Origin of the sequence: Providencia sp. wls1922, assembly GCF_009706505.1 — a bacterium.
GTDB lineage: Bacteria > Pseudomonadota > Gammaproteobacteria > Enterobacterales > Enterobacteriaceae > Providencia > Providencia lanzhouensis.
Genome location: NZ_WLUG01000083.1, coordinates 1 through 15,128 on the forward strand (window position 1 = coordinate 1; position 15,128 = coordinate 15,128).

The 15,128-nt window shown below is 43.8% G+C and carries 14 protein-coding genes and 1 riboswitch; of the genes, 3 read left to right on the forward strand and 11 right to left on the reverse strand.

From position 1 onward, the window contains the following. Positions 1–29: 29 nt before the first annotated feature. The 3 genes from speB to GKR71_RS08975 form a co-directional block, all read right to left on the reverse strand. Positions 30–950 (reverse strand): agmatinase, encoded by a 921-nt coding sequence (gene speB / locus GKR71_RS08965; protein WP_006815030.1) that lies wholly within the window; start codon positions 948–950, stop codon positions 30–32. 13 nt (positions 951–963) lie between these two features. Further along, positions 964–2,868 carry a biosynthetic arginine decarboxylase gene (gene speA, locus GKR71_RS08970; protein WP_036951222.1) on the reverse strand — a complete coding sequence of 635 codons (1,905 nt, stop codon included), beginning with the start codon at positions 2,866–2,868 and terminating at the stop codon, positions 964–966. Positions 2,869–3,053: 185 nt separating this feature from the next. Continuing rightward, positions 3,054–3,197 (reverse strand): hypothetical protein, encoded by a 144-nt coding sequence (locus GKR71_RS08975; protein WP_154634182.1) that lies wholly within the window; start codon positions 3,195–3,197, stop codon positions 3,054–3,056. Between the two features lie 358 nt (positions 3,198–3,555). On the opposite strand from GKR71_RS08975, the gene metK reads away from it, so the two are divergent. Then, entirely contained in the window at positions 3,556–4,707 is a 1,152-nt protein-coding gene (metK, locus tag GKR71_RS08980) for a methionine adenosyltransferase (protein WP_006661136.1), read from the forward strand. A gap of 193 nt (positions 4,708–4,900) precedes the next feature. On the opposite strand, the gene GKR71_RS08985 is transcribed toward metK, so the two are convergent. Genes GKR71_RS08985 through GKR71_RS08995 form a run of 3 tightly spaced genes read right to left on the reverse strand, consistent with a single transcriptional unit; the run spans position 4,901 to position 6,096 of the window. Then, complete coding sequence (locus tag GKR71_RS08985; protein ID WP_036951223.1) at positions 4,901–5,317, reverse strand: DUF6691 family protein; 417 nt, start codon at positions 5,315–5,317, stop codon at positions 4,901–4,903. Between the two features lie 4 nt (positions 5,318–5,321). Further along, positions 5,322–5,759: a YeeE/YedE family protein gene (locus tag GKR71_RS08990; protein WP_036951224.1), complete on the reverse strand. Its 438-nt coding sequence runs from the start codon at positions 5,757–5,759 to the stop codon at positions 5,322–5,324. Position 5,760: 1 nt separating this feature from the next. Further along, positions 5,761–6,096, reverse strand: coding sequence for an ArsR/SmtB family transcription factor (locus tag GKR71_RS08995; RefSeq protein WP_036951248.1), 336 nt, complete (start codon positions 6,094–6,096; stop codon positions 5,761–5,763). Positions 6,097–6,212: 116 nt separating this feature from the next. Here GKR71_RS08995 and GKR71_RS09000 point away from each other — a divergent pair, with 116 nt between their 5' ends. After that, positions 6,213–6,740, forward strand: coding sequence for a SprT family zinc-dependent metalloprotease (locus GKR71_RS09000; RefSeq protein ID WP_148444781.1), 528 nt, complete (start codon positions 6,213–6,215; stop codon positions 6,738–6,740). A 31-nt stretch (positions 6,741–6,771) separates the two neighbouring features. Here the strand turns inward: GKR71_RS09000 and GKR71_RS09005 are convergent, their stop codons facing one another. The 3 genes from GKR71_RS09005 to hcp all read right to left on the reverse strand — a co-directional run bounded on the left by GKR71_RS09005 (position 6,772) and on the right by hcp (position 11,123). Continuing rightward, entirely contained in the window at positions 6,772–7,842 is a 1,071-nt protein-coding gene (locus GKR71_RS09005) for a magnesium transporter (RefSeq protein WP_036951226.1), read from the reverse strand. 73 nt (positions 7,843–7,915) lie between these two features. Beyond that, a riboswitch (M-box (ykoK) riboswitch) is annotated at positions 7,916–8,088 on the reverse strand. 326 nt (positions 8,089–8,414) lie between these two features. Beyond that, the gene (gene hcr / locus GKR71_RS09010; protein ID WP_036951227.1) at positions 8,415–9,419 is read right to left on the reverse strand and encodes an NADH oxidoreductase; all 1,005 of its coding nucleotides are present in this window, start codon (positions 9,417–9,419) and stop codon (positions 8,415–8,417) included. Between the two features lie 51 nt (positions 9,420–9,470). Beyond that, a complete protein-coding gene (gene hcp / locus GKR71_RS09015; RefSeq protein ID WP_036951228.1) occupies positions 9,471–11,123 on the reverse strand; it encodes a hydroxylamine reductase in 1,653 nt (550 codons plus the stop codon). A gap of 272 nt (positions 11,124–11,395) precedes the next feature. Between hcp and clcA the strand changes: the two genes are divergently transcribed. Further along, positions 11,396–12,784 (forward strand): H(+)/Cl(-) exchange transporter ClcA, encoded by a 1,389-nt coding sequence (gene clcA / locus GKR71_RS09020; RefSeq protein ID WP_154634183.1) that lies wholly within the window; start codon positions 11,396–11,398, stop codon positions 12,782–12,784. 171 nt (positions 12,785–12,955) lie between these two features. Here the strand turns inward: clcA and tehB are convergent, their stop codons facing one another. Both tehB and GKR71_RS09030 read right to left on the reverse strand, forming a co-directional pair. Continuing rightward, positions 12,956–13,843 carry an SAM-dependent methyltransferase TehB gene (gene tehB, locus GKR71_RS09025; RefSeq protein WP_154634184.1) on the reverse strand — a complete coding sequence of 296 codons (888 nt, stop codon included), beginning with the start codon at positions 13,841–13,843 and terminating at the stop codon, positions 12,956–12,958. Between the two features lie 118 nt (positions 13,844–13,961). Further along, on the reverse strand, positions 13,962–15,041 hold the full coding sequence (locus tag GKR71_RS09030; RefSeq protein WP_036952046.1) for a linear amide C-N hydrolase: 1,080 nt from the start codon (positions 15,039–15,041) through the stop codon (positions 13,962–13,964). Positions 15,042–15,128: the final 87 nt, after the last annotated feature.

The window sequence follows — 15,128 nt, forward strand, 5'->3', positions numbered from 1 at the left end:
ATTAGGCACCTTAAATAACGGATTAAAACTTATTTCTTAGACGCTTGGATATATAACAGTTCCAATGCAATCGTTGCTGCGGCTAATGCCGTAATTTCTGATTGGTCATAGGCTGGTGCGACTTCCACCACATCCATCCCAACAATATTCAGTGACTTAATGCCACGCAGTAGTTTTAACGCTTTATCAGATGTTAACCCACCAATCACTGGCGTACCGGTTCCTGGTGCAAAGGCAGGATCCAGACAGTCAATATCAAACGTCAGATAAACGGGCATATCACCCACGATCTGTTTGATTTGAGCAACCATGTCATCAACACCACGGTCATTCGCTTGAGCGGCATCCAATACCGTGAAACCGTTGTCAGTATCATGTTCAGTACGAATACCAATCTGCACAGAATGATTTGGATCGATCAGACCTTCTTTTGGCGCATGATAGAACATGGTGCCGTGGTCATACAGACTGCCATTACCGTATGTGTCAGTGTGCGCATCAAAATGCACTAACGCCATTTTACCGAAATGCTTCGCGTGGGCGCGCAGTAATGGCAATGTCACAAAGTGATCGCCACCAAACGTTAAGCAACGTTTACCGGATTCCAACAGCTTTTCAGTGTGAGCTTGCAGTTTATCGCACATATCTTGCGCGTCACCAAATGCAAACACCACATCACCGCAGTCAACCACGTTGAGTTTGTTTTTTAATTTAAAATCCCACGGCCAACGGTGGCTTTCCCACGCAAGGTTCGTGGAAACCTGACGAATAGCAGCAGGTCCATGACGGCTACCCGCACGTCCTGAGGTTGCCATATCAAATGGAACACCCGTGATCACCCAATCAGCATCGGAGCTGTATGGTTGGAAATTTAACGGAAAACGTAAAAAACCAAATGCGTTTGAAACCAGTGAATTATCAACCTGATTTCCTAATGTGCTATTAATCATCACTGTTCCTTAATCATTCATCTTCTAAGTAAGTGTAACCGTACAACCCACTTTCAAACTCGTTCACAAAATCTTTTTGCAGCTCGTCACTCAGCCCAGTGCCTTTCACTTGCTCAATAAAGCTTTCTAACAGCACTTCAGGAACCAGCTTCACGTATTGCAGCATATCGGCAACTGAATCGCCCTCTTCACTTTGCAAGTAACGAATGCTGCCTTGGCTATCAACCCACACATCAATGGCGGCAGTATCGCCGAATAAGTTGTGCATGTTGCCTAAAATTTCTTGGTATGCCCCAATCATAAAGAAGCCAATCATCGGTGGATTTTCTGGATCATACGCTGGCATTGGCATGGTGGTTTCCACTCCATCACCGTCAACATAATGATCAATAATACCATCTGAGTCACAAGTGATATCTAATAATACCGCGCGTCTGTCTAACGGTTTATCTAAACCTTCAATTGGCAAGACTGGGAACACTTGGTCAATACCCCAAGCATCAGGGAGCGATTGGAACAGCGAGAAATTCACATAGAATTTATCCGCCATACGCTCTTGCAGCTCATCAATAATTGGGCGATGGGCGCGGTTGCTAGGGTCTAAATCTTGCTGAATACGGCGACAGATATTTAAGTATAGCTCTTCTGCCCATGCGCGTTGTGTTAAGTCCAACACGCCATGCGCATACTGGGTATGTGCTTCTTGCAAGTCAAACTGGCTATCGTGCAACCATTCACGCAGAGAACGGCTATTGCCTTGATGCTGCATGGATTCCCACGTTTCCCATAACGAAACCAGTGAACGTGGTGCGTCTTCGCTCGGAGGTGTGGTTTTGGTGAATTCGTTACGCTCAACCCCAATCACGTTAGAGACTAGCACGGTATGGTGAGCGGTCAATGCACGCCCAGACTCCGTGATCACTGTTGGGTGTGGCAAGTTAAATTCTTCACACGCATCGCCAATCGCCCAAATCACGTTGTTCGCGTATTCGTTCAAGCCATAGTTAACCGAACAATCTGACTGAGAACGCGTACCTTCATAGTCAACGCCTAAACCACCGCCCACGTCAAAGCACTGAATGTTGACACCTAATTGATGCAACTCGACGTAGAAACGGGCTGACTCACGAACACCTGTCGCGATATCACGAATATTCGCCATTTGAGAGCCTAAATGGAAGTGCAATAATTGCAGGCTATCCAAACGGTTCGCATTACGTAAAATTTCGACTAATTGCAGAACTTGTGTTGCTGCCAATCCAAATTTAGATTTTTCACCACCACTCGCCTGCCATTTACCTGAACCTTGGGATGCTAAACGAGCACGAACACCTAAGCGAGGCGTCACTTCCAGCTTCTGGGCTTCTTCAAGTACCATCTCGATTTCAGACATTTTTTCGATAACCAGGTACACTTTGTGACCCAATTTTTCGCCAATTAGTGCCAGACGAATATATTCGCGATCTTTATAACCGTTACACACAATCACAGTGCGAGTGCGACCTGCGTTGGCTAATACAGCCATTAACTCCGCTTTTGAACCCGCTTCTAACCCTAAAGGCTCGCCAGAATTCACTAGAGATTCAATCACACGGCGTTGTTGGTTAACTTTAATTGGGTAAACTAAAAAATAGTCTCCCTTATAACCATAAGATTCGCGCGCACGTTGAAACGCTGCGTTAATTGAACGCAAACGGTGTTGCAAAATTTGAGGGAAACAGAACAGTGCAGGTAAACGTAAATGTTCCTGTTCTTCTTTAACTTGGTAGACTAAATCAGCTAAATCAACAAAGGTGTCAGGGTTTTCAGGATTCGGGCAAACACAGACATTTCCGCGCTCATTCACCTGATAGTAACCACCGCCCCAATACGCAATATTGTAAGTTTGGCGCATCTTGCGAGCGATATTATCATTCATAATAAACTCCTAGTATGGAGGGGTGAGTGATGCGTTCTCCTTCCAGACAAGCAGCGACCAAGCGCATGATGCAACTGGGCAGTAATGTCAGGGAAACAGCGATACTCAGATTGTAATTAAAAGTGCTTAGAACTTCTAAACGGTGACAATATATATCCACAGACTTAGCAGATTACTCTTTGAGATTACTGACTAAGCATTAAGGATCTATGATAGGTATGACGGTAACTTCGCGATGAAGTCAACATAGACAGGAAAGTAAAAGCCAATGTCACACGGCGATCCGCGTAAGACGGTTGGATACTGTTATTCAGCAGATTATGGATCATCGCCCATTAACCCCCAATATAACTGTTTTCCCCTTAAAAATTTTAATTAATATTAAAATTCAACCGGTTATAAACATTCCTGATAGAAAGCAGACTCATGGCTGACCTGCTGGTATATAGCGGGAAATTACAACCATCCGCTACGGTCGCAGTTTATACCTCGAATAGCCCCAAAATGCAAAAGCAAATTATCTAAAATTTCACATTTACGATAAAACTAACTGAATTAACCATTTATGCGCTTATCATTTTAGGCTTAAAAACAGGTAGAAATTATTCCTTGAAAAGTCTAGAATAGCCGTCTAGATGTTAAAACATCCAACTATAATGTTCTTTGAATTCTTAAGGTATTAATCTCATGTCTACACACCTCTTTACTTCTGAGTCCGTATCAGAAGGGCATCCTGATAAAATTGCAGACCAAATTTCTGATGCGGTCCTTGATGCTATTCTTGAACAAGACCCAAAAGCGCGCGTAGCTTGCGAAACCTATGTCAAAACCGGCATGGTCATGGTTGGTGGTGAAATCACTACCAGTGCATGGGTCGATATTGAAGAAATTACGCGTAAAACCGTTCGTGAAATCGGTTATACCAGTTCAGACATGGGCTTTGATGCCAACTCTTGCGCAGTATTAAGCGCAATTGGTAAACAATCACCAGACATCAACCAAGGTGTTGACCGTGCAGATCCTTTAGAACAAGGTGCTGGCGACCAAGGTCTCATGTTTGGTTATGCAACTAACGAAACTGACGTATTAATGCCAGCACCGGTGACTTATGCACACCGTTTAGTGCAGCGCCAAGCTGAAGTCCGCAAAAATGGCACACTGCCATGGTTACGCCCTGATGCGAAAAGCCAAGTTACCTTCCAATACGATGACAACAAAATTGTCGGTATTGACGCGGTAGTTCTGTCCACACAGCACTCAGAAGATATTGACCAAAAAGCTTTACACGAAGCGGTAATGGAAGAGATCATCAAACCAGTTCTGCCTGCTGAATGGTTATCTCCAGCCACTAAATACTTCATCAACCCAACAGGTCGTTTCGTTATCGGCGGACCAATGGGTGACTGCGGTTTAACGGGTCGTAAAATTATCGTTGATACATACGGCGGTATGGCTCGTCATGGTGGTGGTGCATTCTCTGGTAAGGATCCATCAAAAGTTGACCGTTCTGCTGCCTATGCTGCGCGTTATGTTGCAAAAAACATCGTTGCTGCTGGTCTAGCTGACCGTTGTGAAATCCAAGTTTCTTATGCTATCGGTGTCGCAGAGCCTACCTCCATCATGGTAGAAACTTTCGGTACTGGTAAAGTTGACGAAGCATTGCTAGTGAAATTAGTCCGCGAATTCTTTGATTTACGTCCTTACGGCCTGATTCAAATGCTGGATTTATTACACCCAATGTACCAACAAACAGCTTCTTACGGTCACTTTGGTCGCCCACAATTCCCGTGGGAAAAAACCGACAAAGCGGCACAACTGCGCGAAGCTGCTGGTCTATAATTTTCGCTAACGGTCACTGACGCTAAGCGTAAAAATCAGCTTAAAAAACCCATCTTAATGATGGGTTTTTTTGTATCTAAAATTGCTCACTGATGTGATGAGTTAAATAACTTTTCTATTCGCCTCATATTTTGGGTCGAATAATCCCATTAATTGACTCATTCATCTTGATTGCTTTTCGGTGCATTGAAACTTACTTTTCAGTACGTTGAAATAACTGGAAAATGGCCATTCCTGCTATCATTGCCAACGCAAACAAAATACCTTGAGTCAGCCCCATACCGGTTAATAAAATGGCAGGTCCCGGGCAAATTCCCCCAAGTCCCCAACCTAAACCGAACAACACGCTGCCTATCACTAATTTTTTATCAATAACTTTACTGGTTGGGATCTGCAATGGGCAATTCAGTACACTCGTTTTGCGCTTTTTCACTAACTGGAATGCGATACCGCTTATCACCATTGCCACTGCCATGGTAACCAACAAAGAGGGATCCCAATTCCCCGTGATATCCAGAAATGCCAAAATTTTTGCGGGATTACCCATACCAGCTAGTAGTAAGCCCAGTCCAAATAAAATACCGGAAACTAACGCGATAATAATTGGCATTACTTTATCCCCTTAACCCAAAGTGGTTAATCACAGCGACCGTGATAAATGCCACCAGCATAAAAACAACGACCGCCACCATGGAACGACGGGAAAATCTCGCCATGCCACAAATGCCATGCCCACTGGTACAACCGCTACCTAATCGTGTCCCAAAGCCCACTAACAACCCCGCAGCTATCAGTAATGGCGTGCTCGTTGCGATAGTGACTTCTGGCGTATACACAAAGGTAATAAACAGCAATGGCGCAACTAAGATCCCGACAATAAACGCCAGTTTCCATGCTGTGTCCCCTTTAGTGGGTTTAAGGACTCCCGCTAAAATCCCGCTGATCCCTGCAATTCGCCCATTAAAAATCAATAATATTGCCACCGCTAAACCAATCAACACACCGCCAATCGCCGCAGAGCCTGGCGTAAAATGCGCCCAATCAATCGTCATTTTAATTCCCCTTCACAGGACAATAGAGTTGATACAACGTATTGAGTAAGGTGAATAATTTCTCATCCGCAATAGAGTAATAGATTCGCTTACCTTCTCGACGCGTCGCGACTAATCCTTCATTTCTTAATACGGTTAACTGCTGGGATAACGTCGGCTGCACAATCCCTAACGAGGCTTCTAAATCACTCACACAAGCCTCGCCTTGTGTTAACTGGCACAGCAATAATAATCGGTCTGGATTCCCGAGTGTTTTTAATAATGACGCAGTTTGCGTTGCTGCTTGAGTCATTGCTAAAAGCAGCTGTTCTGAGTTTGATTGTTCACTCTTTGACATCATTGGATCTCTTGTTACTATGTATAATATTATACTATTTAATAATATATGTTTTGATATATTGAATGTCAATTATCACTTGTTGTTACTATATGACTTCACGTATTCTTGAGGACATGAAAACAATCCGAGTACCCATTCTGCTTCAACAGCGAGTGATGAAAACCCTACGTGAAAAGCTCGCGTTAGCTGAAGAAAAACTGGAACAGAAATTTCCAGAGCCCGCTATCAACTATAAACAGCGTGGAACCACCGCGGGCAGCGCCTATTTAAAAGATTGGGAAATTCGCGTTAATCCTACGTTGTTAATTGAAAATCCAGACAATTTTGTGGACGAAGTGATCCCCCATGAGCTCGCCCACTTGCTGGTTTACCGTGTATTTGGACGTAAAGGGGTCGCCCCTCATGGCAATGAGTGGAAATGGATGATGCAGACTGTTTTAGGGGTAACGGCGAAACGGACTCACAACTTTGCGGTGACCAGCGTCAAAAGCCAAACTTTTCGTTATCTTTGTGGTTGCGACACAATTCATGAACTTACCATTAGAAGACATAACAAAGTTGAGCGCGGGGAAAATCAGTATTTATGTCGAAAATGCGGGGAAATTCTCAAGCGAGAAATTGAGCCAGCGGCAGAGTGTTAATTCCCTGCCGCATCAAGAGGTAGAACCGAACTTAAGCGAACTCCGTCATCACTAATTTCGCGATTTCAAAGTAAATAATCAAGCCAGTACCATCAATAAATGTCGCGATAAATGGCGCAGAAACCACCGCTGGGTCAACCTTCAGCTTCTTCAGAACCATTGGAATAATCGAAGAAACAATCGCGCTCCACACGGTAATAGCCACAATCGTTAAGCTCACCACGATAGTCACTTCATGACCCACACCTAAGATCCAAGCACGAATTAACGCCGCGCCACCAATGGTGACAGCCACTAAGAACGAGGTTGACACTTCTTTTTTCAATACCGCACCGAGGTTACGTAAACTCACCTCCCCCAACGCCATCGCTCTCACGAGGGTCGATGTGATCTGAGTTCCGCTGTTTCCGCCAGTACCAATCAATAATGGAATAAAGAACGCCAGTGAAATAGCGGCTTCAAGTTGCTCTTCGAACGCTTTTAGCACGGTTCCAGTATAGGCTTCCGCCACAAACAACATTAATAACCACACAACACGCTTACGCCATAAAGTGACTGGACTGGTGGTTAAATACGGCTCTTCGAGTGGCGTAGTAGCCCCCTGCAATTGTGCATCGAGGGTATTTTCGTCTTCAATAAGTTCTGCGATATCTTGAGGACGTAATACACCCATTAACTTGCCGAACTGAACAACAGGGATCATATCCAAACCACTATGATTAATTAAATCATAAACATCATGGCGTGATTGTTCAGGGGAAACAGAGAAATAATTGTGGCGCATAATATCCGACACTAATAAATCTTCTGCTGAGGCAAGTAATGATTTAACGGACAGAATTCCATTTAAATAGTTTTCACTATCTACGACAAATAAATACGTTGGAATTTGTTCGCCTTCGAGATGTTCAATAAGACTTTTCTTCACACATGCCACAGAGTCGGCAACCGATACTGGCAAATATGATTGGCTCATATAAGCGTGAACAGTTGAATCATCAATTTTAGTTGGCTGTGATTGATTAGACTTTTGACGAGCGTCTTTCATCGCGGACTGTGCAATAGCTACTGCACCCGCTTTGTTCTGGGTAGAAAATGACATTTTTTTAGTCCCTATTACTGTTGTTTACTCAAACAGTACTCACATAGGGGCGAAACCAGATGAGAGAATGCGATTGCTATCTCTTCGTCTCGGTTTTAGCACTATACAACGTATCCTGAATCAATCAGGAAGTTACATGGGGATATACCTTCGGTCGATATATCCTGTCCTAATCTTGGGCGTCTCTCGACGTCGTCAGATCAGTAACCTATGTTTGTATAGGAGCCTCGCCTAACGAGTTACTGCACTTTGGATGCGGCGCGAATTATACCCACTGAGTGTTCAATTACCACCCTTTTACCCCTCTCTTTTTTTAATAGCCCACCCTCGTTTAAGTTTTGTTTAAGTTAATGTATATCAAGAATTCACCGTGTAACCATTTGTAACTTTAATAGAAACTTATATTATTCATAATACATAAAGTCATAATCACGCTATAAATTACTTTATTATTTTTTGATTATCTTTTGCCGCTAAAATACATGGATTAATAAACAAAAAAGCCACCTTATTTATATTCATAATAAGATGGCAATTAATGAGGCATTTAATTTTATATTATCGAAAATCGATTAAGCGATTTCTGTGTCGCCTTGTAATTGGCAACTGCACGCTAAAACATAGCCATTAGCAATTTCGTCTGCGGTTAATGTCATGGTGCTACTGGTTGTATAATTCCCCGAAAGCACTTTGGTTTTACAGCTACCACATACCCCTGCGCGACACGCGGCAATCACCGGTTGTTTATTCTGTTCTAACGCAGACAAAAGCGATGTTCCCACCGGTACAGTGAAATTCGCTAAACGGTGACGAATTTTTAAGTTCAGTACCTCTTCACTCACGGCTTCATCACCACCAGTAGTAAAGCGCTCCATAAAGAAGTGATCCGCTGGCACGCCTAGTGCCTTAGAAAATTCCTGCACATTTTTCATATATGGAACAGGCCCGCAAGTCATTACCACTCGCCCATGAATATCCGGTACTAACTCCAGCAATTTTTCTTGGCTTAAACGACCTTGTGCAACACCGCCGTTATCAGGTGTTTCAGGCATGATGCACAGTTGCAAACGTTGCGGATATTGCTGCACTAATCTTTGCCACTCATTGGCAAAAATAACCTGCTTTTCATCTCGCACATTAAACAGCACTTTGACATCCGTTTCAGGGCGATTCGCCATCAACCAACGGGTCATCGACATAATCGGCGTGACACCACAACCCGCTGCTAACATTAAATATTGGTGGCTTTGAACATTGGCACAAGTAAACTCCCCTTGCGCCTCAGACAACCAAAGATAATCCCCTGGTTTTACTGCTCCAGTCAACCAACAAGAGCCTGTCCCCTCGTCTAATCGTCTCACTGTAATGGAGATAAAACGGCTTTGCCCCGGCGATGAAGACAAGGTGTAAGCACGCATCACGTCATCACTGTTTTTGATACTCACCAGCGCATACTGTCCTGGTTCATATTGGTAAAAATCATGATTAATCAGATTAATAGTCCAAACATCTGGGGTTTCCTGCACAATCGAGTGAATTTGCATTCTGTTCGGACATAGGCTTGTTGGCATGGTCATGGGTTACTCCTTGCAAGGGGGAAAGCCGCTTCCCCCTTGGTTTCCATCAAATTACGCAGGCAGGATTTCCGCCAGATCTTGTTCAACCGTGGTAATGCTGCGCATACCGAATTTTTCATTCAGAATATTCAGCAGATTTTCGGTTAAGAAGCCCGGAGCCGTTGGACCGGTGTAAATGTTTTTCACACCCAGAGCAAGCAGGGTTAACAAGATCACAATGGCTTTTTGCTCGAACCAAGAGAGAATCAGGCTCAGCGGTAAGTCATTTACACCACAACCTAATTTCTCCGCTAAGTTCACCGCTAACATAATGGCAGAATAGGCATCGTTACATTGACCCACATCCAGTAAACGCGGTAAGCCTTCTAAGGTACCAAAGTCCAATTTGTTGAAACGGTATTTACCGCAAGCTAGCGTTAAAATCAGGCAGTCTTTCGGTACGCTGCGAGCGAAATCAGTGTAGTAACTGCGCTCACCACGGCTACCGTCACAACCACCGACTAAAAATACGTGGCGTAATTTTTTCTGAGCAACAAGATCAATCACTGCATCCGCAGCGCCCAGCAGGGTTTGACGACCAAAACCGACGGTAATTTTGTGTTCGATTTCAGTGTATGGGAAGCCCGCCATTTCCTGCGCTTGCGCTATCATTTCCGCAAAACTGTCGCCTGTAATGTGTTTCACACCCGGCCAACCCACAATGCTGCGAGTCCAGATACGTGCTTTATACTCACCCACATCAGGGTCGATAATGCAGTTAGAGGTCATTAAAACAGGGCCCGGGAACTTAGCAAATTCCACTTGCTGATTCTGCCAGCCACTGCCGTAGTTACCCACTAAATGAGCGTATTTTTTCAGTTCAGGATAACCATGAGCAGGCAGCATTTCACCGTGAGTGTAAATATTAATGCCTGTGCCTTCGGTCTGTTCTAACAACATTTTTAAATCTTTCAGGTCGTGACCTGAAATCAAAATACATTTACCGGCAACTGGGCGCACGTTAACTTCCGTTGGAACTGGATGACCAAATTCTCCGGTTTCACCTGCATCCAGAATTTCCATGATTTTGAAGTTCATCATGCCGATAGCCATTGCATTGTCGAGCAGCTCATTCATATCCGCTGGCAATGTGCCTAACCACGCCATAATTTCATGGTATTGAGCATAAATCTGGTTATCAAACTGACCTAAAACGTGAGCATGCTCCATATACGCCGCCGCACCCTTCAAGCCATACAGGCACAGCATACGTAAACCATGAATATCATCGCCAATTTGCGCTTTATCGACATCTAACGCAAATTGTGCCGCTTGCTGTTGCAGAGTCGCAATATCCTGCCCTGCTAATTGCAGGTTGATTAGCGGGTGATTAAATGCCACTGCGCTATTCACTGACAGGCAGTGTTTGATTAATTTATCACGCAGATAAATGGCTTCACGGGCATAACCGATAATACGTTCAGAATCGAAGTTAACGTTGGTCAATGTAGAGAAGAAAGCGCGCGGTGCGAAACTGTCCACATCATGATCAATAATGCCCAGTTCACGAGCCACCACCGCACTTGCAGATAAGCTTTGCAGGACAGCAACTAATAAATCTTGCAGGTCTGAAGTTTCAGCGGTTTTACCGCACATACCTTGCGAATAAGCGCAGCCATTGGTTGCTGGAGTTCTAATTGTTTGTTCACATTGCACACAATACATGGAGGAAACCTCTTTAAGTTGCATTTCATATACAACATTAAGATTACCCCTTTTAAATAAATAGAAAAGCACCTTAAAATTCTATTTGCAGGTTTGTTGATCTACATTAACTTTCACTATAAATAAGAATTATTCAATGTTGTAAAATAGGCAGTTTCACTAAGCCCAGTTGATTTTTTGCTGGGGTTTCAAAGCAGTATTGCTATACTATGTTTATCATTCATACTTCATAAGTTATTGTTGTTAAATCATTTTAAGAGAATCAAAAAGCGATGATGCAGGCTAATTCGACTCCAAAATCAGACAACAAAACCCATTTTAGTTTTTTACGTCACGTGAAAGAATCCGATAAAACACCACTCAAAGTGCTTGTGTTAGCGGCTATTATTGGTGCCGTCGTTGGGCTGATAGGCTCCCTGTTTATGCTAGGGACTGAGTGGGTCAGCAATATTCGTATCGCATCTGTTAACCAATATGTCACCAACAAATGGTTGGTGATTCCTACCATGTTTGTGGCTTCCGCCCTATTAGCCATGCTTGGCTACTATTTGGTTAAACGCTTTTCACCTGAAGCGGGAGGCTCTGGGATCCCAGAAATCGAAGGGGCACTGCAAGATTTGCGCCCTGTCCGTTGGTGGCGAGTGATCCCAGTGAAATTTATCGGTGGGTTAGGTACGTTAGGCTCCGGCATGGTGCTCGGTCGTGAAGGTCCCACCGTGCAACTGGGGGCGAACATTAGCCAAATGTTTTATGACCTATTTCGCCTCAAAGATAATGAATCTCGCCATACATTATTGGCTGCGGGTGCCGCTGCAGGCCTTTCTACCGCCTTTAATGCCCCATTAGCGGGGATACTGTTTATCATCGAAGAGATGCGCCCACAATTTAAATACAGCCTTATTTCCATCAAAGCCGTGTTTATTGGTGCCGTCAGTGCCACCATTGTCTTTCGCCTAATTAATGGCGAAGCCGCGGTATTAAACATTGGGCAATTCTCCTCTGCCCCCATGGAAACCCTGTGGTTATATCTGATTTTAGGCATGTTATTTGGAATTGTGGGCATTGGCTTTAACCGCTTCTTGCTCTATCTGCAAAGCCTATTTTTAGCTTTCTACCAAAATAAAGTATCACGGTTTGTTTTGATGGGTGGTTTGATTGGGGGTAGCTGTGGCGCTATCGATGTATTTGCGCCAGAAGTTGTGGGTGGCGGCTATAGCGTGATCCATCAAATGGTCGCCAATAGCTTTACTATCACCATGCTGATGGTCTTTTTTGCCCTGCGCTTTTTAACCTCAACCATCAGCTTTAGTTCTGGTGCGCCAGGTGGGATTTTCTCGCCGTTATTAGCCCTTGGCACGCTATTTGGAGGCATTTATGGTTATGCGGCACTGGAGCTGTTCCCAAATTATTCGATTGAAGTCGGTACCTTTGCAATAGCCGGCATGGGAGCGTTGTTTGCCGCGACAGTGCGTGCGCCATTAACGGGCATTGTCTTAGTGTTGGAAATGACCAATAACTATCAATTGATTTTACCGATGATTATTACCTGTATTGGCGCAACAATGGTGGCACAATTCTTAGGGGGTCGACCACTTTATTCTGTGCTGCTCGAAAAAACCTTAGAGCGCAGCGAAAAACAAGCAGCAGCGTCCAAGCCCTAAAATTCATTTTTCCCTAACCATAGAACGCATAATGGGTTGCCTAGGCAACCCATTATGTTGATGACAAAGAGGGATAAAAGCGTGGTTTTTCCCTCTTTGTGTTATCAGGCGAAAATCAATAAATTGATTTTCCTCGTTAATTTTACAACCTATTATCTTCGCTATCGCAGGTTATTTTTTCTTAGCTATCAGCGTTGCAAATTTCAGTTTAATTCGGTTACCTTGCGCATCCGTTCTGTGCAAGTGTCCTGGGTTTTCATTGTATTTGAGGATTTCCCAGTCTTGATAATATTGCTGTAATTCACCCGGTTTTAAGAAGCACTTAAATGGCACCATATCCAGTGGCGCATCTGGCGTTTCTACCGCGCATACCACAATATTAATTCCACCCTCTACAGTGTGTGATTGCATATCCGCGATAATGTCAGCAATTTTATCCCGTTGTAAGAACATCAACACGACGGTAGAAATAATCAAATCATAGTCACCTTGGATTTGGTGACTATTAATGTCATACAGCGCGGTATGGATGTTCTCTATGCCCGATTGCTGCTTAACAGTTTCGATGGCTTGAATATGGTTTTGGTTAATATCCACTGCCGTCACATCATACCCTTGCTGGGCAAGGTAGAAGCTATTACGCCCACGACCTGAACCTAAATCCAATACTTTGCAAGGTTTTGCTAAGTTATTCTCGCAAAGATAGCGCACTTCAGAGTGAGGCACGCTGAGATCATACCGCTTATAAAACTCAATTTCAGGGCGGCATAAAAAAGAGAGTTGGCAACGCATATCATCGCTGCAATCAGCAATACGATGCCAGACTTGAGGCTCAATCACGGGTGGTTGGTTTTGCGTATCAAACGTAAATTTTTGCTCGCTACCGTCTTCATCAAAAATAATAAAATCGAGGGAGCCTTGTAACACTTTCAATTGGGCGAATGTATCTTCTTTGGTGTTATGGCGGTCTTGGAACATTAATGGAACCGAAGCCTTATCCCAAACAGGCATGGTTTTGTAGCACACTAATTCAGTCATGGGGTCACCTTTAAGTTGCATATTAAATACATCTTATGCCGTTCATCTTAATAGTGCAACGTTTTCATAGATAAAGAATGAATGAGTTGATGTGCATCAACCTCCTGCTGTACAGGAGGTTAAACTCGGGATCTTGGACTTAGTAGCCCAGCTGCTCTGCACTCAGTCCCAAAAATTCAAACGGTTTGGTATCAACATATTGCGCGGTCGCATCACCCGAATAAATATGGCTTTGCTCTTCACCGAGATCTAATTTTTTCACTTTTCCGGTCTCATTGGAAAAATCAATTTTCTTTAGATCCGTCCAAAAAATATTTGGCGTTAAAGCAGACTCAAAGAAATAGAGTTGACGCTTACTATCAACCAGTGTGCGCCAACGGGTAGATGAAATCTCAGGGGACGTTTCAGACGTTAAACCGTATGGAACAGACACATTACGAATAACCCCAAACACACTGGCAACCGCTTTATTTGGCGTTGTTTTTTGTGGAATAGCATTAATGTAGAACTGCGCTCGAGCGAAACGATCCGCTGAGCGGTTGGTCCCTGGTAGCATTACCGTGCCACCAATACCTTGCCAATACTCTTGCATTGCTAACTGCTTTTCATAAGCCGGAGAGTTAGTCATGACTTGGTATTTACGGCTATGGTGAATGACTTGTTTGCCATCGATATATTCGATAATCGCGCTATCACCACTCGCATCGGAAAGCGACAAGTGCAAAGTCGCTAAGCGATTTTGTCCCGGAACCTTATCAGTCGCGACTATCAGAGGCGTTTTTTCTAATGCGGCAACCGCTTCTTCAACCGTGGCATAGTTATCCAACATATATTGCGCCCATAGTGAAATAGACAATGCGGGCTTTTTATTATCTAACTCAGGGTATTTCGATTCGGCCAGCCAGAGTAAGTTTGCTACTAACCCTTTTTCATTAACACCATCCGTCGTAGAAATATCGTAACCTGACGCTATCACGCTACCGTATTTGGATTTCCATTTGAGTGATTGTGGTCCTGCTGCCCCACTTCGCTCCATTCCTCGTGGAAAAATCCATAAATTGGTACCCACATCATATTTCCAATCCATGGTTCTACCGGTCATAATTTGTTGGTCTTCCCCGAGATAAACAACGCGGGTACAAGCCTGAGAAACCATGGCAGGAACATAAATTGCAGCGATGGTTAAGAGCGTTACAATGCTTTTCTTCACAAATCGCATCTTGCCTCCAAATGGTATTGAATGAGTAGCGCAGATAAGCCACGCGAATAAATAACTACTATTTATATTAGACAGTATATCGTTTTC